Raw genomic sequence first — 20,846 nt, forward strand, 5'->3', positions numbered from 1 at the left:
CTTGCTCAAGAAGAGGCCAGCATACTCAGCATAAATGCTGACTGAACTGACGCTTTCGCGAGCAAGCCCGCTCCCACAGGTTTCATTCGGCTTGCAATCCTGAATGGCCCTACTCTCGCCCAAGTTGACGCTTACGTAAAGCCGATTGACAGTAGAACTCGCGAAGCTTTACGTTAACGTAAAGCTGAACGCCGATTCGTCGTGCGCTCCACCCGATAAAAAAGCCAAAAGGTGACCCATGAGCTATCCATCCCTGAACTTCGCCCTCGGTGAAACCATCGACATGCTGCGCGATCAGGTTCAGTCCTTCGTCGCCGATCAGATCGCCCCGCGTGCAGCCCAGATCGATCACGACAACCTGTTCCCCGCCGACATGTGGCGCAAATTCGGTGACATGGGTCTACTCGGCATCACTGTGCCGGAAGAGTACGGCGGCGCAGGTCTGGGTTACCTGGCGCACGTGGTGGCGATGGAAGAAATCAGCCGTGGCTCGGCGTCGGTGGCGTTGTCCTACGGCGCGCACTCCAACCTTTGCGTCAACCAGATCAACCGCAACGGCAACCACGAACAGAAAACCAAATACCTGCCGAAGCTGATCAGCGGCGAGCACGTTGGCGCCCTGGCGATGAGTGAGCCGAATGCCGGCTCCGACGTAGTCTCGATGAAACTGCGCGCCGACAAACGCGGCGACCGTTTCGTGCTCAACGGCAGCAAGACCTGGATCACCAACGGCCCTGACGCCAACACCTATGTGATCTATGCCAAGACCGATCTGGAAAAAGGCCCGCACGGCATCACTGCGTTCATCGTCGAGCGTGACTGGAAAGGTTTCGGCCGCAGCAACAAGTTCGACAAGCTCGGCATGCGCGGCTCTAACACCTGCGAGCTGTTTTTCGATGACGTCGAAGTACCTGAGGAAAACATTCTCGGCGTGCTCAACGGTGGCGTGAAAGTGCTGATGAGCGGCCTCGATTACGAACGCGTGGTGCTCTCCGGCGGCCCGACCGGGATCATGCAATCGTGCATGGACCTGATCGTGCCGTACATCCACGACCGCAAGCAGTTCGGCCAGAGCATCGGCGAATTCCAGCTGATCCAGGGCAAAGTCGCCGACATGTACACCCAGCTCAACGCCAGCCGCGCCTACCTCTATGCGGTGGCGCAGGCCTGCGAGCGCGGCGAAACCACGCGCAAGGACGCCGCCGGGGTAATCCTCTACACCGCCGAACGCGCCACACAAATGGCCCTCGACGCGATTCAGATTCTCGGCGGCAACGGCTACATCAACGAGTTCCCCGCCGGCCGCCTGCTGCGTGACGCCAAGCTCTACGAGATCGGCGCCGGCACCAGCGAGATCCGCCGCATGCTGATCGGCCGCGAACTCTTCAACGAAACCCGCTAAACGGAGCTGACCATGGCCACTCTGCATACTCAGCTCAACCCGCGCTCAGCGGAGTTTGCCGCCAACAGCGCGGCGATGCTCAAACAGGTCGACGCGCTGCACACCCTCCTCGCCCAAGTGGCGCAGGGCGGCGGTGCCAAAGCTCAGGAACGACACACTTCGCGCGGTAAATTGCTGCCGCGTGAACGCATCAATCGCCTGCTGGATCCGGGCTCACCGTTTCTCGAAATCAGCCAACTCGCTGCTCACGCGGTGTATGGCGAAGACGTGCCGGCCGCCGGTGTAATCGCCGGTATCGGGCGCGTCGAAGGCGTCGAGTGCATGATCGTTGCCAACGATGCGACGGTCAAAGGTGGCTCGTATTACCCGCTGACCGTGAAGAAGCACCTGCGCGCGCAGACCATCGCCCAGCAGAATCGCCTGCCGTGCATTTATCTGGTGGATTCGGGCGGCGCCAACCTGCCGCGTCAGGACGAAGTGTTTCCGGATCGCGAACACTTCGGGCGGATCTTTTTCAACCAGGCCAACATGAGCGCGATGGGCATTGCGCAAATCGCGGTGGTCATGGGCTCGTGCACCGCAGGCGGCGCGTATGTGCCGGCGATGGCAGACGAAGCGATCATGGTGCGCAACCAGGCGACGATTTTCCTCGCCGGCCCGCCGCTGGTAAAAGCCGCGACGGGTGAAGTGGTCAGCGCCGAAGACCTCGGCGGTGCCGATGTGCATTGCAAGACCTCCGGTGTGGCCGACCATTACGCCGAGAACGACGAACACGCTCTCGCCCTGGCCCGCCGCAGCATTGCCAACCTCAACTGGCGCAAGCTCGGCGAGGTGCAGCAACGCACGCCGATTGCGCCGCTGTACGCCAGCGACGAGTTGTATGGCGTGGTTCCGGCTGACGCCAAGCAGCCATTCGATGTGCGCGAAGTGATTGCGCGGCTGGTCGACGGCTCGGTGTTCGATGAATTCAAAGCGCTGTTCGGCACCACGCTGGTCTGCGGTTTCGCTCACTTGCACGGCTACCCGATCGCGATCCTGGCAAACAACGGCATCCTCTTCGCCGAAGCCGCGCAGAAAGGCGCGCATTTCATCGAACTGGCCTGCCAACGCGGCATCCCCCTGCTGTTTTTGCAGAACATCACCGGTTTCATGGTCGGCCAGAAATACGAGGCCGGCGGCATCGCCAAGCACGGCGCCAAACTGGTGACCGCGGTAGCGTGCGCCAAGGTGCCGAAATTCACCGTGATCATCGGCGGCAGCTTCGGTGCCGGCAACTACGGCATGTGCGGTCGCGCTTACGACCCGCGCTTTTTGTGGATGTGGCCGAATGCGCGGATCGGCGTGATGGGCGCCGAACAGGCCGCCGGCGTGCTGGTGCAGGTCAAACGCGAACAGGCCGAACGCAGCGGTCAGGCGTTCACCGTCGAGCAGGAAAGCCAGATCAAGCAGCCGATTCTGGACCAGTACGAAGAGCAGGGTCACCCCTATTACTCCAGCGCACGGCTGTGGGACGACGGCGTCATTGACCCGGCGCAGACCCGCGACGTGTTGGCCCTGGCCTTGTCTGCGTCGCTGAACGCGCCAATCGAACCGAGCCGCTTCGGCGTGTTCCGGATGTGATGGGGAGAATCTGATGAGCGACTTCAATACCCTCGAGTTGCAAACCGATCCACGCGGTTTCGCGACGCTGTGGCTCAACCGCGCCGAGAAAAACAACGCCTTCAACGCCGAAATGATCCGCGAACTGATCCTCGCCCTCGACAAGGTGGCAAGCGACTCTAGCCTGCGTTTCCTGCTGCTGCGCGGGCGCGGCAAGCATTTCAGTGCCGGCGCCGACCTGGCCTGGATGCAGCAATCGGCCGATCTGGATTACCACACCAACCTCGACGACGCCCGCGAACTGGCCGAACTGATGTACAACCTCGCCAAACTGAAAATCCCTACGCTGGCCGTGGTTCAGGGCGCGGCGTTCGGTGGTGCGCTGGGCCTGATCAGTTGCTGCGACATGGCGATCGGCACTGATGACGCGCAATTCTGCCTGTCGGAAGTGCGCATCGGCCTGGCGCCGGCGGTGATCAGTCCATTCGTGGTGCAGGCCATCGGTGAACGGGCGGCGCGGCGTTATGCGCTGACGGCCGAGCGCTTCGGCGGCCAGCGGGCGCGGGAAATCGGCTTGTTGTCTGATAGCTATCCGGCCGCTGAACTCGAGCAGCAAGTCGAGCAATGGATCGACAATCTTTTGCTCAACAGCCCCGCTGCCATGCGTGCCAGCAAGGACTTGCTGCGCGAAGTCGGCAATGGCTCGCTGACGCCAGCGCTGCGCCGTTACACGGAAAACGCGATCGCGCGAATTCGTGTCAGCGCCGAAGGCCAGGAAGGCTTGCGCGCATTTCTGCAAAAACGCCCGCCGAGCTGGCAAGCCGCATCCTCCAAGGAGTCGCGTTGATGAGCGCACCTGTGATTACCACCCTGCTGGTGGCCAACCGTGGCGAGATCGCCTGCCGGGTCATGCGCACCGCCAAGGCTTTGGGCCTCACCACCGTCGCCGTGCACAGCGCCACCGACCGCGATGCGCGACACAGTCGTGAAGCCGATATCTGCGTTGATCTGGGCGGCAGCAAGGCAGCTGACAGTTATTTGCAAATCGATAAATTGATCGCCGCCGCCAAGGCGAGCGGCGCTCAGGCGATTCATCCCGGCTACGGTTTTCTCTCGGAAAACGCGGGCTTCGCTCGCGCAATCGAAGCCGCCGGACTGATCTTCCTCGGCCCGCCCGCCTCGGCCATCGATGCGATGGGCAGCAAATCCGCCGCCAAAGCACTAATGGAAAAGGCCGGCGTGCCACTGGTGCCGGGCTATCACGGCGAAGCGCAGGATTTCGACACCTTCTGTGAAGCCTGTGAGCGCATCGGTTATCCGGTGCTGCTCAAGGCCACCGCTGGTGGTGGCGGTAAAGGCATGAAAGTGGTCGACAACGTCAGCCAGTTGGCCGAAGCCCTCGCCTCAGCGCAGCGCGAAGCACAATCGTCGTTCGGCGACTCGCGAATGCTGGTAGAGAAGTATTTGCTCAAGCCGCGTCACGTCGAGATACAGGTGTTCGCCGATCAGCACGGTCACTGCCTGTACCTCAACGAGCGCGATTGCTCGATCCAGCGTCGGCACCAGAAAGTCATCGAAGAAGCCCCGGCGCCGGGCCTGACGCCCGAGTTACGCCGGGCGATGGGCGAAGCGGCCGTGCGGTCGGCGCAGGCGATCGGTTATGTCGGCGCTGGTACGGTCGAGTTTCTGCTGGATGCGCGCGGCGAGTTCTTTTTCATGGAAATGAACACGCGACTGCAGGTCGAGCACCCGGTGACCGAAGCGATCACCGGGCTAGATCTGGTCGCCTGGCAGATTCGCGTCGCCCGTGGTGAAGCGCTGCCGATCACCCAGGCGCAGGTGCCGCTCAACGGTCATGCGATTGAAGTGCGTTTGTATGCCGAGGATCCGGCGAATGATTTTCTGCCGGCCACCGGGCGTCTGGACTTGTACCGCGAATCGGCGCAGGGACCGGGGCGGCGGGTGGACAGCGGGGTGGAGGAAGGCGACGAAATTTCGCCGTTCTACGACCCGATGCTCGGCAAACTGATTGCCTGGGGTGAAGATCGCGAACAGGCGCGCTTGCGTCTGTTGAGTATGCTCGATGAGTTTGCGATTGGCGGGCTGAAGACCAATATCAATTTCCTGCGCCGGATCATCGCGCATCCGGCGTTTGCCGCTGCGGAACTTGATACCGGGTTTCTCCCCCGTCATCAGGAGCAATTGTTGCCAGCACCAGGCGCGTTGAGTGATGAGTTCTGGGAGGTGGCGGCGCAGGCGTTTGCGCAGAGTTTGCCGCCCCGTACACGCACCGATGATCGCGCATCACCATGGTCCAGCGGCAGTGGTTTGCGAGCAGGTTTGCCGGCGGAAATCACTTTGCATTTGAGCTGCGAGGGACAGGATCGTGCACTGACGCTGGGAGCTGTGGCCCCTGCCGAACTGCTGAGCGAGGCGCTGACCGTCGAGCATGACGGCGTGCGTCGTACGTTGCGGGCGATTCGTCAGGGCGGTTCATTGTATTTGGAGTGGGATGGGGAGTTACGGCGCGTCGAGGCGTTCGATCCGATCAGCGCTGTCGATGCCAGCCACAGCCATCAGGGCGGCCTGAGCGCACCAATGAACGGCAGCATCGTGCGCGTGCTGGTGGAAGTCGGGCAAACCGTTGAAGCCGGAGCGCAATTGGTGGTGCTGGAAGCCATGAAGATGGAACACAGCATCCGCGCGCCGCAGGCCGGTGTGATCAAAGCGCTGTATTGCCAGGAAGGCGATATGGTCAGCGAAGGCAGCGCTCTGGTTGAACTGGAAGAGGGTTGAAATCAGAGAATCGATCCTGGCCCTTGGCGAGGATCGATTCTTTCAATAACGCGCTGTTGCCTGAACCACCACGCCGATAATCCGGCATTCATCGGTGAGCAAAGTTTTCGGCCAGGTCGGATTGAGCGGCACCAGGTACCGCTGGCCGCCCTGTTCGTCGAGTTTGCGGAAAATCGCTTCGTCGCTGTCCGGCCACTGGGCGATCACCAGTCTGCCCGGCACCGCCTCCAACTGCGGATCGACCAGAATCAACATGCCCTCGGCAATGCTCTGACCGCTCGGCGCGGTCATTGAATCCCCCGTGACCGTGAGCCAGAACGCCGCACCGCGAGCGTGGTAATCCGTCAGTTCGAAGCGCTGCTTGACCGCGACGCCGCCATAACTGGCCGCAGCGTCGCGCACCTCACACGGCGCTCGCCAGTCGTAGATCGGGTAACGGAAGTACGGGTTGTACTTCTGTGCCAGCGGCATCTCGTCATCCGCTGTGGGCTGCGGTTCGCGGATGACCAGCACGACTTCGAGGAAGTCCATTCCCAGCGCCTGCAGCACGCGATTCATTTCGGTAACACCGGGTTCGCGACGTTTGTTCAGCCAATGACCGATCCCGCCCTGGGACATGCCGACGCGCTCTCCGAGCTCTGTTTGAGTGACTTTGAGTTCACTCATCTTGGCCTTGACCAACTCAATCCATTTATCCATGTGCCGCACCTTACGCGGACGTCTTCGACCGGCAAAACACATATTGTAGTATTTAAATCCTCGTCACAAATACAGAGAGTACTATCCTAGGCAAACGGATTTTCAATCGAACATGGAGTGGCTTTTCATGATGAACATCAGCAGCAAAGACCTGCCGGATCTGCAAATCGACACCAGCTTCACCTCGCCCCAAGGCAACGCCGCTGCACAACGCGCGCTGGACTATTACTTGAAACCGGCTGTTTCAGAACTGGGGACGGATGAGCGTTTCTTCGATGTTAAAAGTCATCTCAGCGGCGAGGAAGCGCTGGTGCATGCCTCGGATTTGTTGCGATGTGCAGCCGCCACTGCGTTCAAGGCCGCAGAAAACCTGCAAGGCACGAATCGCGACCTGGCGTTTTCGGTGGTGCATATGGTGGATATGGCGCGGGCGATGGTCGACCATTCGATCGACAACGACGAAGTGACGGCAAGCAAGGTGTGAACGGACAGGAAAGAATTTTCCTATCGGACAGATAAAAACATTTGACTTGCAAATGATAATGATTATTATTGCAAGCAGCTGGTCGCGAGATCAGTCGATGGACCAGAGACCTTAGGTCGGTCTTCTGGACTATCTCCTCATCAGGCTAATCACGGTTTTTGACCCGGCTTTTTGCCGGGTCTTTTTTTGCCCGTTTTCCGGGCTTGTGTCTTCAGGCTAATGAAGTCTTTGGGTGCTGCAAATTCGGTTGCGCGGATAATATCAAAAGAACATTGATTGGCAAGCCGAGGCCAGCCACATTGGGCAAAACTAATGGCAATCAGCACTTGAGAATCAATCGCACAGTCTCTAAGCTGCTGACGCGTCACGGAAGACGCCCCCCGCTACACCCGTAATTCCCCTCGGTTTCACCCCAACCTGCGTGTAGAGTACCGGTCATAAAAATCCTGCTCAGGAAGCGACCATGACCGTGGCCAAATCTTCGTTCGACATCAGCGCCAATTTCGACAGCGGCAATATCCAAGTCATCGACATCAGCAATCCGCTCAATCCGGTTCTGGCCATTCGCCCGGATACCCGCAGCGCGCATTTTCAGTGGTTTCACTTCAAGGCCAGCGGCCTGCACGTGCATCAGGAACACTGGTTTCGCCTGATCAATGCCAGCCAGTCCTCCTATAACAAAGCCTGGACCGGCTACCAGGCAGTCGCTTCCTACGACCACGTCAACTGGTTCCGCATTCCCACCAGTTTCGAAGGTGACAGCCTGCGCTTCTGCCTCGAAGCCGAACACACCCACGCCTGGTTCGCCTATTTCGAACCTTACAGCCGTGGCCGTCACGACTGGTTGATCGACCAGGCGCTGAGCAAGGCTGGCACACAATTGCTGGCGACCGGCAAAAGCGTCGAAGGCCGGGATATCCAATTGCTGCGCAAAGGCAGCGGTGCCGAAGGCCAGCGCAAGATCTGGATCATTGCCCAGCAGCACCCGGGCGAGCACATGGCTGAATGGTTCATGGAAGGCGTGATCGAGCGTCTGGAACGGCAGGACGATCCGATACTGAACCACCTGCTGGCCGGTGCCGATCTGTATCTGGTGCCGAACATGAACCCGGACGGCGCCTACCACGGCCACCTGCGCACCAACGCCATGGGTCAGGACTTGAACCGGGCCTGGCAGAACGCCAGTCAGGAAATCAGCCCCGAGGTGCTTTTCGTCCAGCAGCAGATGGAAAAATACGGCGTCGATGCGTTTATCGACGTACACGGCGACGAGGAAATCCCCCACGTATTCACCGCAGGCTGTGAGGGCAACCCGGGCTTCACACCGCGCATCGAAAAGCTTGAAGAGCATTTGCGCAGCCATCTGAAACACACCACCAAAGACTTCCAGACCACCTACGGCTACACCCGCGACGAACCAGGTCAGGCCAACATGACGCTGGCCTGCAACAGCGTCGGGCAGAAATACGACTGCCTGTCGCTGACGCTTGAGATGCCGTTCAAGGACCACGATGACCACCCGGACAAGATCACCGGCTGGTCAGGCAAACGCTCGAAACAATTGGGCAAGGACGTGCTCACCACACTCGCCGACATGGTCGACACCCTGCGCTGACGCTCCCCGCCCGCCCCGGAAAAAGATCGCAGCCGGCCTGCGATCTTTTGCTTGGAAGGCTCAGCCGCGATCACGCCCACGCAACATGCTGTCGAGCACTTCATCGCGACGCACCCAGCCGTGAAACAGCGCCGCCGCCAGGTGCAGCAGCACCGTCAGAAACAGCAGATAAGCCAGATAGCCATGCGACTTGCGCAACAGCGCAAACAGTTGCGCATCTGCCGGCGCAATGGCTGGCAAATGCAACGACGCCGTGAGCATCACGGGCTCGCCCGAAGCACTGATCATCGCCCAGCCGAGCAGCGGCAAGACCAACATCAACGCATACAACAAGACATGGGAGGCCTTGGCCGCCAGCACCTGCCAGCCCGGCAAATCATCCGGCAGCGGCGGTTGGCGTGTGGTGAAGCGCACCAGCAGGCGCACGATCACCAGCGCCAGAATCGCGATGCCCAGCGGTTTGTGCAGATGAATCAGCCACTCATGGCGAGACGACACCGAAGTGACCATGCCCGCGCCGATAAACAGCATGGCGATGATCATCAGCGCCATCAGCCAGTGCAGCAGACGCGCTAGCAAGACGAAATGAGTCGGTTGCTTGTTCATGGACGAGCCTCCTGTTTGGCGGCGGGCAACTGGCTGACTTCGCTGGTGCGACGCAGGTAGGAATCGGCATAGCCGGCCGAGCGCGCGGCGAGCAATGGATCTCCCGAGCCTTGAATCCCGGCCGGGAGCACCAGCGGGTCGTAGTTGATGTCGCGGCATTCGCCACTCAGCTGCGGCTGGGCTTTCTCCAGCACCAGCGTACCGGCGTTCAACACTTTGCGATCGGCGGGCCAGGATTTGCTGGCATCGTTTACCGGATCGTCAGTGTTGGCCAAGGTGATGTTCAACTGGAAGCGCAAGGGTGCAGCAGCCAAGCGTTGCACCAGATCCTTCTCGAGAAAGTCCGCGCCTTCAGGGGCGGTGGCACCCGCTGCGTCCTGCGCCAATGGCGTCATACTCCAGCGCACCGCCTGTTTTTTGCCGTTGCCATCGACCAGATAGAACGCATTGATGCTGTTATAGGTTTCAGTGGCGTAGCTGGCCGAAGGCCTGGCGGTCTTCACCCAAGTCAAAAACGGCACGGCTTCGGGATGTGCGGCAAAGAACGCCGGCACCTTCGTCGGGTCGGGCTTGCCGGTGGCCGGATCCGGCGACTGTGCCTGCTGCAGTTGATAGAACGCTTCAGGCGTGCCCACCGGAAATACCGGCATGCTGTTCATGCCGGTGCGCCACTGCTGGCCGTCCGCCTGAGTAAAACGTAGCGCCAGGCTGCGGATCGGTACGGCGCTGTCCGGCGCATAGGGATTGCCGGCTGGCAAAGCGAAACGCCCCACCACCGGCGTCTGCGGCAGGTTGAACACTTGCGCAGTGGAGTACGCTCGCGCCTCGCCGCTGCTTTCGAAATGACCGGTCACGCAGACACCTTTGGCGTGATTGCGACGAAAACCGGGATGCACGCCGTTGTTCTTTTCCAGCACATCGACCAGCGCTTTGGGCGTCAGTCGTTGTGGGTCAAGGTTGCCATGCACGTAGGCAAACGCCCCGGCCACGGCGGCGACGACCACGGCAATGGCGCCAAGACGCAACACCAGACTCGCGGCGCTCAGTGGCTGGCGCGGCGGCCTGCCGGGCGGTGCAGCATTGGGGGACGAGCGATCAACCATGAATAACTCCAGGCCATCGGCCACAAGTGGAAAGAGTCAGCAAGACGCACGCCGTCCGGGTTTATTCCACGGCGCGGTATTTATTTCTGCACACGGGGAATAACCTGCGCTGACGGGCGTCTTCCTAGTCCACAGCGTAGCGACCAGCAGAAATTCATGAGCGAATTCGACGAACAGTTGAGAGAAATCATTCCCAGATTGCGCCGCTTCGCCGTGTCGTTGACGCGCAACAGCAGCAGCGCTGACGATCTGGTCCAGGCCAGCCTTGAGCGGGCGCTGTCGGCCTGGGGCGAGAAACGCGCCGACGGCGATTTGCGCGCCTGGCTGTTTGCGATCCTCTATCGGCAATTTCTTGATGCCCACCGTCGTTCGCGGCGCTATGCGCGCATGCTCGAATTTTTCACCGGTCGCGACGATGCCGAACCTTCGGTGGAACGCACGGTGATCGCCCAGTCGACCCTGCAAGCCTTCGAACGCCTGCCCACCGAACAACGCGCTTTGCTGCTGATGGTGTCGGTGGAAGGCCTGTCCTATAAAGAGGTCGCCGAGATTCTCGGCGCCCCGATCGGCACCGTGATGTCGCGCCTGTCCCGCGCCCGCCAGGCTTTGCGCCAGCTCAGCGACGGCGAAATCAGCAGCCCTTCCTTGCGGATACTCAAATGATCAGCCTGCCTCCCAGTGAACGAGACATGCACGCCTACGTCGACCACCAGCTCAGCGACGCCGACCGGCGCCTGCTCGAGACCTGGCTGGCCAGCCACCCTGAAGAAGCGGCGCAGGTTCGCGCCTGGCAGCGCGACGCGCAGCAACTGCGCGCAGCGCTCAGTGGCGCGCTGCAGCAACCGGCCAATCCGGCGCTTGACCCGGCGATGATTCGCCAGCGCCGCCGCCAGCAATCGCGTCGGCATCTGGCCAGCGCGGCGGTGCTGTTGATGGCCGTCAGCATCGGCGGTTTCAGTGGCTGGCAGGCGCGGGAAATGACCCTGGTGCGCACGGCGCAACTGCCCATGACTGACGCGTTGCAAGCCTATCGCCTGATCGCTCAGCAAGGCGTGCTGCCCGCCGATTACCAGGTCGACAGTGACGGTGATATGCAGCGTTGGCTCGACCGCTACTTCAGCGGTGCCAAGCGCTTGCCGGATCTCAAGGCGGCCGGTTTTGAACCAGTCAGCGGTCGCTTGCTCAGCACCGATGAAGGCCCCGCAGCGATGGTGATGTATGAGGACGGCAGCGGCCACAAGGTGAGTTTCTACTTGCGTCCGCCGGGGCCGAAAAACACCCTGTTGCCGCGCGGCTCACGCAGCGATGGGGATCTGCAGGCCGATTATTGGTCAGGGCCGGGCTATAACTATGCGGTGGTCAGCCCGACCGACTCGCCGGCAGCAGAGTTGCTCAAGCAATCGCCACCGTTCTGAAATCCGCTCCTACAGGGGACCGTGCACATATTTCATGGAGCCAACGCCTGAGGTCTGGTTACACTTGGATCGCCGCGCTCCCGGTGAGCCGGCCCAATCACCAGGAGCCTGTGCCGCGTGCCCGCAAGAACGCCGAAACGATCACGACTGAGCCAACGCTGGCCGTTGCTGCGCCGCCTGTTCGGCAACGGGTTGCCGGCGAGCGCCGGGCACGATGCCCACGCCGCGACCATCCGCGATTACTTCCGCAATAAGGCCCACAGCCAGGGCTACAGCCTCAGCCGCAGCCAGCAACAAGTCATCGACTGCATGGCGCAGCAAGCCAGCGTGCTGTTGGGCGACAGTGGGCACACACCGCCAAGTCTGTATCTGTACGGCGCAGTCGGGCGTGGCAAGAGCTGGCTGCTCGACGGTTTCTTCCAGGCGCTGCCAATCACGCGCAAACAGCGCCTGCATTTCCATCAGTTTTTCGCTCGGTTGCACGACGGCATGTTCCGTCATCGCCAGCAGGAAGACGCGCTGGAAATCACCCTGGACGAGCTGCTGGAAGATTGTCAGGTGCTGTGTTTCGACGAGTTTCACGTGCATGACATCGGCGACGCGATGCTCATCACGCGTCTGTTCAAGGCGCTTTTCAAACGACGGATCATGCTGCTGGTGACGTCCAACTATGCACCCGAGGGCCTGCTGCCCAATCCGCTGTATCACGCACGCTTCAAACCGGTGATCGAGCTGATCAACACGCGCATGCAGGTGATGGAAGTAGGCGGCGCGCACGACTACCGCACGCTCAACCGCCAGCACACGCACCAGGTGTTTACCCAGGGGCATTACGTGTGGCCGGCCACGTCAGCGCAGCGCCAGGCCCTGAACCTGCCACCAGCCGACGCGCCCGCCCTGGCTCTCGAGGTGGGCAAGCGCCAGCTGCAGGCCCGATTGTGTGAGGGCCGGCGGGTCGCGTTCACCTTCAACGATCTGTGCGAACAGCCGACGGCGGTGATGGATTATCTGCAGCTATGCCAGCGCTTCGACCAGTGGATCATCGATGACCTGCCGCAGCTCGGCGAGTGCCCGATCGCCGTGCAACAGCGCTTCATCAATCTGATCGACGTGCTCTACGATCAGGACAAACACCTGACCCTGCTCGGCCAATGGCCGCTGGGCCAGAGCCTGGAAGGCCACGCGATCGACCTGGCGCGCACGCGCAGCCGTCTGGGCCAGTTGCAGGAAATCCACGCATCCAATTGATCCCCTACCTTGTGGGAGCCTGCTCGCTCCCACAAGGTACCGGGGCAACTGAAAACCCGTTCAGCATCCGCTTTACCGCTATCATGTCGCCCATTCCAGCGCCCCCGCGTCGCTCCACCGATCAGTAGCGAAACAAAAACATGCACACCCTTGCTCAACTGCGCGCCGGCGAGCTGTCTGGCATTACCCGACTCGACTTGTCTTGCGGGCTGACCGAATTCCCTCGCGAGATTTTCGCATTGGCCGACACGCTGGAGGTGCTCAACCTCAGCGGCAATGCGTTGAACAGCCTGCCTGATGACCTGCATCGCCTGACACACCTGCGCGTGCTGTTCTGCTCCGACAACCGCTTCACCGAACTGCCGGCCTGCCTCGGCCGATGCACTGCGCTGACGATGGTCGGCTTCAAGGCCAACCGCATCGTCGACGTCCCCGCTGCCGCCCTGCCGCCGCAGCTGCGCTGGCTGATCCTCACCGACAACCGCATCGAAACCCTGCCCAGCGAACTCGGTGAACGCCCCGCCCTGCAGAAGCTCATGCTCGCTGGCAATCGCCTGCGCTCGTTGCCAGAATCCTTGCGCCATTGTCATCAGCTGGAATTGCTCCGCATCGCTGCCAACCAACTCGACGAGCTGCCGCTATGGCTACTGACCCTGCCGAGCCTGACCTGGCTGGCTTACGCCGGCAATCCGCTGGAAACCGAGGCCGATGCTGCCGCTCTGGACGCCACGCCACTGATCGACTGGTCGGCGCTGCGCCTGGAACGACAACTGGGCGAAGGCGCCTCCGGGGTGATTTATCGAGCGCTCTGGCAGCGCGACGATGGCAGGGCGCAGGCGGTTGCGCTGAAGTTGTACAAAGGAGAAATGACCAGCGACGGCTCGCCGCTGCACGAGATGAACGCCTGCATCACCGCAGGTCTGCACCCCAACCTGATCAGCGTCGAGGGCCGCATCAGCGGCCATCCCGATCAGCAACAAGGGTTGGTGATGCAACTGATTGATCCAAGCTTCCGCAATCTCGCCGGTTTGCCAAGCCTGGCCTCATGCTCGCGGGATGTTTATGCCGAAGATTGCCGGTTTAAGGCCGACGTTGCCCTGCGCCTCGCCAAGGGCGTCGCTTCGGCGGCAGAGCATCTGCATCGACAAGGCATTACCCACGGCGATCTCTACGGCCACAACATACTGTTGAATGATCGGGGCGATTGTCTGCTCGGGGATTTCGGCGCGGCGTCGTTTCATGCCACCGGTGATGACGCGTCGACACGCGCCTTGCAGCGTCTTGAAGTACGCGCATTCGGGGTGTTGCTGGGGGAATTGCTGGCCCGTATGAACTCGGGGTTGAGTACTGAACGGCGCTCTCAACTCGAGGCGCTGGAACGGCGTTGCTGCCAGCCCGATGTGCTGGAACGGCCGGGTTTCAGCGAAGTGGTTGAGATTCTGGAAGGCCTGTGACCGCTGCGCGGCCCTTCGCGCACAGGCTCGCTCCGACCTTGGCAATACACCGCCATGTGGGAGCGAGCCTGCTCGCAAAAAAATGTTTACTGGCGCAAACGATCAGCCAGCCAGACCCACAAACATATCCTGCACATCATCATGGTTATCGAGGCCTTCAAGGAACGCTTCGACTTCAGCCATCTGCTCGTCGCTCAAACCGCTGACCGGGTTCTTCGGCTGGTAGCCGAGCTTGGCCGACAGCACGGTGAAGCCTTGTTCGGGCAGTGCTTTCTGCACGGCATCGAGATCGGTCGGATCGGTGAGGAACAGCGTCGCGCCCTCTTCACCCGGCTCGAAATCCTGGGCACCGGCTTCGATCGCAGCCATTTCGGGGTCGGCGTCCGGGCTGTCCGGCGAGGCTTCGATCATGCCGACATGGTTGAACATCCACGCCACCGAACCGGAAGCACCCAACTGGCCCTTGCGAAACGCCACGCGGATTTCCGCGACGGTGCGGTTGATGTTGTCGGTGACGCATTCGACGATCAGCGGCACCTGATGCGGGGCAAAGCCTTCGTAGGTAACGCGATGGTATTGCACGGTTTCACCCAGCAGACCGGCGCCTTTCTTGATCGCGCGGTCGAGGGTTTCTTTTGGCATCGAGGCTTTCTTCGCCTGTTCGACCACCAGACGCAGGTGTGCGTTGGTGGCGGTATCGGCACCGTTGCGTGCAGCAATGGTGATTTCCTTCACCAGTTTGCCGAAGATCTTCCCTTTGGCGTTGGCTGCCGCTTCTTTGTGTTTAACCTTCCACTGTGCGCCCATTACTCACTCTCTTGATCTGTGGCGCCGAGACATCTATTGGCCGACGCGTGGCGGCAAGTTTATACGGCCTAAAGTCGGCAATCGACCAAAAAAACAGCCCGCAGAATCGACATCTTCACCAAAGCATGTAGGGGGATTCTGAAAAACGCCTTTGAGATGACCATTCAGCCTGACGGTTTCGTACCCTTGAAACCCCGTATCGCCTGACAGGGCCTGCTCGAATGTTCAATGACAAGGAAAGTCCGTTCACCCTTACCCTGACCGACAGTGGATTGCGCCTGCCGGTGGTGCGTTTTCACGGCGAGGAAGCGCTGAACCAGCCCTACCGTTTCGACATCGAATCGCTCGGCCTCGCCCCGGCCATCGCGCCGGGTTCGTTTTTGCACCGGCCAGCCTTTCTGCGGCTGAGTGGGCAGCAGGGGTTCCACGGCGTGATCTGCAGCGCCAGTTGCGAACATCGCGGCACTCATCGGATCGGCTATCGCCTGATTCTGGTGCCGCATCTGCAGCAACTGGCGCAAGCGAATAGACGACGCGTGTTTACCCACCTCAGTGCGCCGCAGATCATTGCGCATCTGCTCGAAGAACATGCCCTGCCGGCGCACAGCTACCGCATTGAAATGAGCGTCGGCCACTACCCGGCACGGGCCTTTTGCATTCAGTTTGAAGAAAGTGATCTGGCCCTGCTGCAGCGGCTCTGCGAAGAAGAAGGCATTCACTATCACTTCGAACATGGGCCTGACGGGCATGTCGTGGTGTTCGCCGACGACAGCCTGAGCCTGCCGCAGGAACCGGTCGAAATTCCTTTCAGTGCCGATGAGCAACCGCCATCGCCCTGCGTCAGCGTTCTCTATCAACAACATCGGGCGGCGCCGGTGCCGATGCTGCATGCGGTGCGCAATCGCGGTCAGCCTGCCGGCATGGATGAAGCAGCCAACGAAGCCTCGACCGAGTCGCAAACGCAGGCGCGGTCACTGGCACGCCTGTACGCCGAACAACGCAGCCGGCGCCATCTGCAACGCCAACGCAGCCAGTTACGCTCCATTCACGGGCGCAGCGATTGCTGCGATTTGCTCAGTGGCCGATTGCTGCTGGTGGCGGAGCATCCGATCCATCACTTCAACGAACAATGGTTGATCAGCGCCGTGCGCCACGAAGGGCAGCACCCTTCGATTCTTGATCCGGCGCCAACCGTTCACCGCTATCACAACGATTTTACCGCCCAACCCTGGTCCAGCGACTTTCGCCCGCCGCTCAAACAGCCGCGGCCGAACGTTGCCGGCTATCACCTGGCGCGGGTGGCGGGCGCGCCCGGGCAGCTCGCACAAGTCGATGAAAACGGCTGTCTGGCCGTGCGCTTATGGCCTGAAGAGGACGAATCTGACAGCGACGCCTTGTGGCTACCGATCGCCATGAGTCGAATCAACGGTCCTGTCGCCGCCGACGAGTTGCCACGTGCCGGCAACGACGTGTGGGTGAGTTTCCTCGACGCGGATCCGGACCGACCGATTCTGTGTTTTGGCACCGCGCGGCAGCCGCCGGCGCACGAGTCAGAGCCCGTGCGCGACAGCCTGCTGCTGGACTGGCTGATCAACCGCGCCGAGCACTGATCGGCGCCTCAGTCTTTGTCAGCCTTGCCCGCCGCCGCCGCGAACTTCGCCAGGCGCACGTCCAGATGCCTGGGCCGGCGTCCGTGATCTTCGGCGCGCTCTTTGCGGCGAATGGCGTTGCGCACCATCAGCGAGCCGAGGTAGCGGATCGGTTCCGGCGGGAAATAGCCCAACGGCCCGTTGACCAGCGGCGAGCGAGTCCAGGGGTTATCCAGGCCCTGCACCAGTGCGGCGAGAATCTGCCCGCCCATGTGACACGGGCCGACGCCGCTGCCGGAATAACCGAATCCATAAAAGACATTACCCGCCGCGCTCATCTGGCCGAAGAATGGCAAACCGGTGACCGAACGATCCGAGGGGCCGTTCCACGTCGCATCGACTTTCACCTCGGCGAACGCCGGGAAGAAATCCGCAAGACTGCGCTTGAGCAATGCTGCATAAGGCGACGGCTGATCGAATACCGGCAGCATTCGCCCGCCATAAGCGAAGGTGTTGCCGCCCTTGCCGAGCATGATCCGGCCGTCCGGGGTGTTGTGGTAGTAGTGCACGAAAATTCGCGAATCGAGCACGGTAACGCCGCTGGTCAAACCGATTTGCTGCAGCAGGTCAGGGCGCGGCTCGGTGATCAGCATGTCACTGGACACAATCGCCACACTGCGCTCGAACTGAGGAAACGCGCGGGCCATCCACGCGTTCATCGCCAGCACCACACGGTCAGCGATGACCTTGCCGCCGTGTGTGTGTATCCGTGCCGGGCGGCCCTCTTCCAGCCCGGTCATCGCCGTGCCTTCATGGATTTTCACGCCCAACTGCAGCGCCACCCGGCGCAGACCGCGCACCAGTTTGCCCGGTTGCACACTGGCCGCCGCCGGGGAAAACCAGCCCTCCAGGTGTTTTACTGAGCCAGCCATACGTTGCAGATCGGCGAGCGGTCGCTGGCTGAACGAGTTGATGCCGTTACGCTCCAGCGCCGCGATCACCGCATCGGTCGCCCCGACTTGGGCACGATTGGTTGCGGTGTACAGCGTGCCGTCGAGGCGGTAGTCGGCATCGATACCGTACTGCTCGCAGAACTCGCCGATCGCATGGATGCTGCGCTCCGACTCCTTGACCAGGCGCACCGCCTCTTCGACGCCGAACAAGCGCTCCAGAGTGAAATACTTTGCCGACCACGACAGCGCGCAGCCGCCGTTGCGGCCACTGGCGCCAGCGCCGCAGATGTCCGCTTCGATCAGCAGCACCTCCAGCTCGGGGTTCTGCTGCTTGAGTATGATCGCTGTCCACAATCCGGTGTAGCCGCCGCCGACGATGCACACGTCCGTGCGCACCTCGCCTTGCAGCGGTGGGCAGGGTTGGGATGGGCCGGTCTGCAAGGCTTGCTCGAGCCAGAAGGGTCGCATGGGAAATCTCCAGTCAGAAGGCCACGACGCAGCCTGCCGCTCACCGCGCAGCAGGCCACAGCGCGAAGGGTTTCAGGAACGCAGGGGTTTGACGCTCAACCGCCCATTGGGAATAGCGGCGCGCGGCTCCATGACTCCGACCGGTCGACTGTTCCAGTGCGGAATCAACACCAGCGCGGAGAACAGTGCACAGCCGGCAAAAACGATGAACACCGTCACCGAGTCAAAGTAGCCTGGCAGCAAACCGCCGAGCACCGCGCCGACCGAGCCGCAGCCGTTGACGAAACCGGCGGCAGTGGCACCGGCCTTGGCCTTGCCGAAATCGATGGCGGCGGCGCCGCTGATCATCGAGTCCGGGCCGTACAGAGTCAGCCCCATGACGAACAGCAGCGCGACGACCAACAACACGCTGCCGGTGTTGAGCGCAGCCATGAACAGCGCCAGCGTCACGGTCAGTGCCAGCAGACTCAGCACGCAGGCCGGCATGCGCCGGGCGCCGAAGAGTTTGTCCGAGGCCAGCCCGATCATGATCGGCCCCAGTAATCCAGCCAACTCAAACGCGGTGGGGATGATTGCAGCGCCGACTTTGCCGACGCTCGGCATCTGTTCGAAAACAATCACCGGCCCCCACAGCAGAATTGCGTAGCGCGCCGGTTTCAGCAGGAAATACGCCAGGCCCAGCACCAGCACCGTGCGATTGCGCAGGATCTCCTTCAACGGCTCCCACATGCTGAGTTTGCTGTTGGCTTCGGTTTCTTCGGCGCTGAGTTGCGGCTCTGGTTCCACTGCCGGCAGACCAACGTCTTCGGGTTTATTACGCTGAAAAACAAAGAACAGCACGGCCACCACCGCTACGACCGCCGCGCTGGAAATGAATGCCGCGTGCCAGGTGCCGACCAGCGTATAAGCCCACCAGCCGGCGAATGGCGAAGCGACCAGACCGCCAAATGCGTAGCAGGAACTCCACAAACCGAGCACCCGCCCACGTTGTTCGGCCGGGAAGAAACTGCCGAGGTTTTTACACAGTCCGGACCAGCCAGTCGATTGCGCCAAACCTTGAATCAGCATGCAGGTGGCGAAGATCGGCAACGTCGCGAAACTGCCCATCACCAGCGCCGCAGCGGCGGATATCAGCAAACCGCCGAGCACGACAACCCGCGGACCGAAGCGATCGGCGAGCATGCCCCAAGTGAACTGGCCGAGGGCGTAAGCCGCCAGATAGATCGCGTCGAGGTTGGCCATGGCCATTTTGTCGAGAGTGAAATCAGGGTCTTCGGCGATACCCAGTTTGGCCACCGAAAAGGCTTTGCGGGTGAAATAAAATGCGGCGTACGCGAGCCAGGTAATAGCGAAGATCTGCACGCGCCAACGCGCCAGGGTGCCGATATGCTTGTTCATGGTGGTTCTGACCTCAAGGTGTGAGTGTGCCGGCAGAATCGTTAAGAAAAACGCCTGTGTTTTTTATTGTTGAGCACTGCGATATCGCCCCTTCCCTCAAGCGATACCGGTCAGATGAGTCTGCTGTTGCACGCACAGGCTCATGCGCCAACGCCGCTGCACGACCGAGCAGTCAGCGATGGCGTGAGCCGATCAAAGCAATTACTGTTTAATAAATAAAATCGATTTATCGTATTTCACACATAAGCTCAGCTTGTTACTGGAGCCAACATGTCCGTCTCACACGCACAACTCAAAGCGTTCCACGCCGTGGCCGTCCATGGAAGCTTCACCCGCGCCGCCGAGCGGCTTTATCTGACGCAACCGGCGATTTCCGACCAGGTGCGCAAACTCGAAGAGCGCTTTGGTGTTCTGCTGTTTCACCGCAATAAACGCGCCGTGCGCCTGACCGATCTCGGCGAGCGTTTGCTGGCGATTACTCAACGCCTGTTCGTGATCGAGGCCGAAGCGCAGGAGTTGTTGCAGGAATCCCAGGCACTGCAGACCGGTAGCCTGATTCTGGCGGTGGACGCGCCCATCCATGTGCTGCCGCAGATCGCGCGGTTCTGTGAACGCTATCCGGGCATCAGCGTAAAAATCGAGACCGGTAATACCGATGAATCGCTGTTTCGCCTGTTCAACTATCAGGCCGATCTGGCGCTGCTCGGCCGTGATGTGACCGATGAACGCTTGATGTGCGTACCGTTGCGCAACGATCCGATGGTGGCGTTTGTTTCGCACAATCATCCGTGGGCCGAGCGCGAATCGATCTGTCTGGCCGATCTGGATGACACGCCACTGGTGCTGCGCGAGATCGGTTCGGTGACACGCCAGACCCTGGAAGAAGAAATGGCCCGCGCAGGTTTTCGCATTCGCCCGGCGATTCAGGTTGAAGGCCGGGAAGCGGCGCGCGAGGCGGTGGTGGTGGGGATTGGTGTGGGGGTTGTTTCAGCGGCAGAATTTGGCGCCGACTCACGGGTCTGCGCGCTGCCGATCACCGATTGCACCCGGCGCCTGACCGAGACGCTGGTGTGCTTGCGCGAACAGAGCTCGCGGCGTGTAGTGGCGACGTTCCTGGACATGGTTCGTGAAAGCCTCCCCGGTTCCTGATCGTTCCCACGCTCTGCGTGGGAATGCCGCAACGGACGCTCCGCGTTCGGCTTTGGATGGG

General features: G+C 61.2%; 19 protein-coding genes. 12 read left to right on the forward strand and 7 right to left on the reverse strand.

Annotated elements, in window-relative coordinates:
* Nucleotides 1–238 precede the first annotated feature (238 nt).
* The 4 genes from ACP7D9_RS23485 to ACP7D9_RS23500 are packed head-to-tail and all read left to right on the forward strand — an operon-like array spanning nucleotide 239 to nucleotide 5,797.
* Nucleotides 239–1,402: an isovaleryl-CoA dehydrogenase gene (locus ACP7D9_RS23485; RefSeq protein WP_426159746.1), complete on the forward strand. Its 1,164-nt coding sequence runs from the start codon at nucleotides 239–241 to the stop codon at nucleotides 1,400–1,402.
* Between the two features lie 12 nt (nucleotides 1,403–1,414).
* The gene (locus ACP7D9_RS23490) at nucleotides 1,415–3,022 is read left to right on the forward strand and encodes a carboxyl transferase domain-containing protein (RefSeq protein WP_101159140.1); all 1,608 of its coding nucleotides are present in this window, start codon (nucleotides 1,415–1,417) and stop codon (nucleotides 3,020–3,022) included.
* A gap of 13 nt (nucleotides 3,023–3,035) precedes the next feature.
* Nucleotides 3,036–3,848 carry a gamma-carboxygeranoyl-CoA hydratase gene (locus tag ACP7D9_RS23495; RefSeq protein ID WP_426159747.1) on the forward strand — a complete coding sequence of 271 codons (813 nt, stop codon included), beginning with the start codon at nucleotides 3,036–3,038 and terminating at the stop codon, nucleotides 3,846–3,848.
* Nucleotides 3,848–5,797 (forward strand): acetyl/propionyl/methylcrotonyl-CoA carboxylase subunit alpha, encoded by a 1,950-nt coding sequence (locus tag ACP7D9_RS23500; RefSeq protein ID WP_426159748.1) that lies wholly within the window; start codon nucleotides 3,848–3,850, stop codon nucleotides 5,795–5,797. Before ACP7D9_RS23495 ends, ACP7D9_RS23500 begins: the two co-directional genes overlap by 1 nt.
* 42 nt (nucleotides 5,798–5,839) lie before the next feature.
* Here the strand turns inward: ACP7D9_RS23500 and ACP7D9_RS23505 are convergent, their stop codons facing one another.
* Nucleotides 5,840–6,496 carry a LexA family protein gene (locus ACP7D9_RS23505; RefSeq protein ID WP_101159143.1) on the reverse strand — a complete coding sequence of 219 codons (657 nt, stop codon included), beginning with the start codon at nucleotides 6,494–6,496 and terminating at the stop codon, nucleotides 5,840–5,842.
* A 130-nt stretch (nucleotides 6,497–6,626) separates the two neighbouring features.
* On the opposite strand from ACP7D9_RS23505, the gene ACP7D9_RS23510 reads away from it, so the two are divergent.
* Complete coding sequence (locus ACP7D9_RS23510; protein ID WP_101159216.1) at nucleotides 6,627–6,980, forward strand: DUF6124 family protein; 354 nt, start codon at nucleotides 6,627–6,629, stop codon at nucleotides 6,978–6,980.
* Nucleotides 6,981–7,129: 149 nt separating this feature from the next.
* Here the strand turns inward: ACP7D9_RS23510 and ACP7D9_RS23515 are convergent, their stop codons facing one another.
* Nucleotides 7,130–7,348 (reverse strand): hypothetical protein, encoded by a 219-nt coding sequence (locus ACP7D9_RS23515; RefSeq protein ID WP_157830902.1) that lies wholly within the window; start codon nucleotides 7,346–7,348, stop codon nucleotides 7,130–7,132.
* 95 nt (nucleotides 7,349–7,443) lie between these two features.
* Here ACP7D9_RS23515 and ACP7D9_RS23520 point away from each other — a divergent pair, with 95 nt between their 5' ends.
* Nucleotides 7,444–8,595 carry a M14 family metallopeptidase gene (locus ACP7D9_RS23520; protein WP_426159749.1) on the forward strand — a complete coding sequence of 384 codons (1,152 nt, stop codon included), beginning with the start codon at nucleotides 7,444–7,446 and terminating at the stop codon, nucleotides 8,593–8,595.
* A gap of 60 nt (nucleotides 8,596–8,655) precedes the next feature.
* On the opposite strand, the gene ACP7D9_RS23525 is transcribed toward ACP7D9_RS23520, so the two are convergent.
* Both ACP7D9_RS23525 and ACP7D9_RS23530 read right to left on the reverse strand, forming a co-directional pair.
* The gene (locus ACP7D9_RS23525) at nucleotides 8,656–9,201 is read right to left on the reverse strand and encodes a cytochrome b (RefSeq protein WP_426159750.1); all 546 of its coding nucleotides are present in this window, start codon (nucleotides 9,199–9,201) and stop codon (nucleotides 8,656–8,658) included.
* Nucleotides 9,198–10,304, reverse strand: coding sequence for a catalase family peroxidase (locus ACP7D9_RS23530; RefSeq protein ID WP_426159751.1), 1,107 nt, complete (start codon nucleotides 10,302–10,304; stop codon nucleotides 9,198–9,200). The genes ACP7D9_RS23525 and ACP7D9_RS23530 overlap by 4 nt, the downstream gene beginning before the upstream one ends.
* 156 nt (nucleotides 10,305–10,460) lie before the next feature.
* Here ACP7D9_RS23530 and ACP7D9_RS23535 point away from each other — a divergent pair, with 156 nt between their 5' ends.
* The 4 genes from ACP7D9_RS23535 to ACP7D9_RS23550 all read left to right on the forward strand — a co-directional run bounded on the left by ACP7D9_RS23535 (nucleotide 10,461) and on the right by ACP7D9_RS23550 (nucleotide 14,421).
* Nucleotides 10,461–10,967, forward strand: a complete 507-nt coding sequence (locus ACP7D9_RS23535; RefSeq protein ID WP_041477125.1) for a sigma-70 family RNA polymerase sigma factor — start codon at nucleotides 10,461–10,463, stop codon at nucleotides 10,965–10,967.
* Nucleotides 10,964–11,719, forward strand: a complete 756-nt coding sequence (locus tag ACP7D9_RS23540; protein WP_426159752.1) for an anti-sigma factor family protein — start codon at nucleotides 10,964–10,966, stop codon at nucleotides 11,717–11,719. Before ACP7D9_RS23535 ends, ACP7D9_RS23540 begins: the two co-directional genes overlap by 4 nt.
* Before the next feature lie 117 nt (nucleotides 11,720–11,836).
* Complete coding sequence (zapE, locus tag ACP7D9_RS23545) at nucleotides 11,837–12,967, forward strand: cell division protein ZapE (protein ID WP_426159753.1); 1,131 nt, start codon at nucleotides 11,837–11,839, stop codon at nucleotides 12,965–12,967.
* 140 nt (nucleotides 12,968–13,107) lie between these two features.
* Nucleotides 13,108–14,421 carry a leucine-rich repeat-containing protein kinase family protein gene (locus ACP7D9_RS23550; RefSeq protein WP_426159754.1) on the forward strand — a complete coding sequence of 438 codons (1,314 nt, stop codon included), beginning with the start codon at nucleotides 13,108–13,110 and terminating at the stop codon, nucleotides 14,419–14,421.
* Between the two features lie 102 nt (nucleotides 14,422–14,523).
* Here the strand turns inward: ACP7D9_RS23550 and ACP7D9_RS23555 are convergent, their stop codons facing one another.
* Nucleotides 14,524–15,228 carry a YebC/PmpR family DNA-binding transcriptional regulator gene (locus ACP7D9_RS23555; protein ID WP_073471330.1) on the reverse strand — a complete coding sequence of 235 codons (705 nt, stop codon included), beginning with the start codon at nucleotides 15,226–15,228 and terminating at the stop codon, nucleotides 14,524–14,526.
* Between the two features lie 221 nt (nucleotides 15,229–15,449).
* Between ACP7D9_RS23555 and ACP7D9_RS23560 the strand changes: the two genes are divergently transcribed.
* Nucleotides 15,450–16,838 carry a type VI secretion system Vgr family protein gene (locus ACP7D9_RS23560; protein WP_426159755.1) on the forward strand — a complete coding sequence of 463 codons (1,389 nt, stop codon included), beginning with the start codon at nucleotides 15,450–15,452 and terminating at the stop codon, nucleotides 16,836–16,838.
* Between the two features lie 8 nt (nucleotides 16,839–16,846).
* Here ACP7D9_RS23560 and ACP7D9_RS23565 read toward each other — a convergent pair whose 3' ends face one another.
* Nucleotides 16,847–18,238, reverse strand: coding sequence for an FAD-dependent oxidoreductase (locus ACP7D9_RS23565; RefSeq protein ID WP_426159756.1), 1,392 nt, complete (start codon nucleotides 18,236–18,238; stop codon nucleotides 16,847–16,849).
* A gap of 72 nt (nucleotides 18,239–18,310) precedes the next feature.
* The gene (locus ACP7D9_RS23570) at nucleotides 18,311–19,636 is read right to left on the reverse strand and encodes an MFS transporter (protein WP_101159153.1); all 1,326 of its coding nucleotides are present in this window, start codon (nucleotides 19,634–19,636) and stop codon (nucleotides 18,311–18,313) included.
* Between the two features lie 270 nt (nucleotides 19,637–19,906).
* Here ACP7D9_RS23570 and ACP7D9_RS23575 point away from each other — a divergent pair, with 270 nt between their 5' ends.
* Nucleotides 19,907–20,785: a LysR family transcriptional regulator gene (locus tag ACP7D9_RS23575; protein WP_101159154.1), complete on the forward strand. Its 879-nt coding sequence runs from the start codon at nucleotides 19,907–19,909 to the stop codon at nucleotides 20,783–20,785.
* The last annotated feature ends 61 nt before the right edge of the window (nucleotides 20,786–20,846 follow it).

The organism is Pseudomonas sp. TSRC2-2 (genome assembly GCF_049897785.1).
In the GTDB taxonomy this organism is placed as follows: Bacteria; Pseudomonadota; Gammaproteobacteria; order Pseudomonadales; family Pseudomonadaceae; genus Aquipseudomonas.

Excerpts from the sequence above, each read along its gene's own strand:
- ACP7D9_RS23485 (WP_426159746.1), top strand. The coding sequence starts at position 239 with ATGAGCTATCCATCCCTGAACTTCGCCCTCGGTGAAACCATCGACATG.
- ACP7D9_RS23490 (WP_101159140.1), top strand. The coding sequence starts at position 1,415 with ATGGCCACTCTGCATACTCAGCTCAACCCGCGCTCAGCGGAGTTTGCC.
- ACP7D9_RS23495 (WP_426159747.1), top strand. The coding sequence starts at position 3,036 with ATGAGCGACTTCAATACCCTCGAGTTGCAAACCGATCCACGCGGTTTC.
- ACP7D9_RS23500 (WP_426159748.1), top strand. The coding sequence starts at position 3,848 with ATGAGCGCACCTGTGATTACCACCCTGCTGGTGGCCAACCGTGGCGAG.
- ACP7D9_RS23505 (WP_101159143.1), bottom strand. The coding sequence starts at position 6,496 with ATGGATAAATGGATTGAGTTGGTCAAGGCCAAGATGAGTGAACTCAAA.
- ACP7D9_RS23510 (WP_101159216.1), top strand. The coding sequence starts at position 6,627 with ATGAACATCAGCAGCAAAGACCTGCCGGATCTGCAAATCGACACCAGC.
- ACP7D9_RS23520 (WP_426159749.1), top strand. The coding sequence starts at position 7,444 with ATGACCGTGGCCAAATCTTCGTTCGACATCAGCGCCAATTTCGACAGC.
- ACP7D9_RS23525 (WP_426159750.1), bottom strand. The coding sequence starts at position 9,201 with ATGAACAAGCAACCGACTCATTTCGTCTTGCTAGCGCGTCTGCTGCAC.
- ACP7D9_RS23530 (WP_426159751.1), bottom strand. The coding sequence starts at position 10,304 with ATGGTTGATCGCTCGTCCCCCAATGCTGCACCGCCCGGCAGGCCGCCG.
- ACP7D9_RS23535 (WP_041477125.1), top strand. The coding sequence starts at position 10,461 with ATGAGCGAATTCGACGAACAGTTGAGAGAAATCATTCCCAGATTGCGC.
- ACP7D9_RS23540 (WP_426159752.1), top strand. The coding sequence starts at position 10,964 with ATGATCAGCCTGCCTCCCAGTGAACGAGACATGCACGCCTACGTCGAC.
- ACP7D9_RS23550 (WP_426159754.1), top strand. The coding sequence starts at position 13,108 with ATGCACACCCTTGCTCAACTGCGCGCCGGCGAGCTGTCTGGCATTACC.
- ACP7D9_RS23555 (WP_073471330.1), bottom strand. The coding sequence starts at position 15,228 with ATGGGCGCACAGTGGAAGGTTAAACACAAAGAAGCGGCAGCCAACGCC.
- ACP7D9_RS23560 (WP_426159755.1), top strand. The coding sequence starts at position 15,450 with ATGTTCAATGACAAGGAAAGTCCGTTCACCCTTACCCTGACCGACAGT.
- ACP7D9_RS23565 (WP_426159756.1), bottom strand. The coding sequence starts at position 18,238 with ATGCGACCCTTCTGGCTCGAGCAAGCCTTGCAGACCGGCCCATCCCAA.
- ACP7D9_RS23570 (WP_101159153.1), bottom strand. The coding sequence starts at position 19,636 with ATGAACAAGCATATCGGCACCCTGGCGCGTTGGCGCGTGCAGATCTTC.
- ACP7D9_RS23575 (WP_101159154.1), top strand. The coding sequence starts at position 19,907 with ATGTCCGTCTCACACGCACAACTCAAAGCGTTCCACGCCGTGGCCGTC.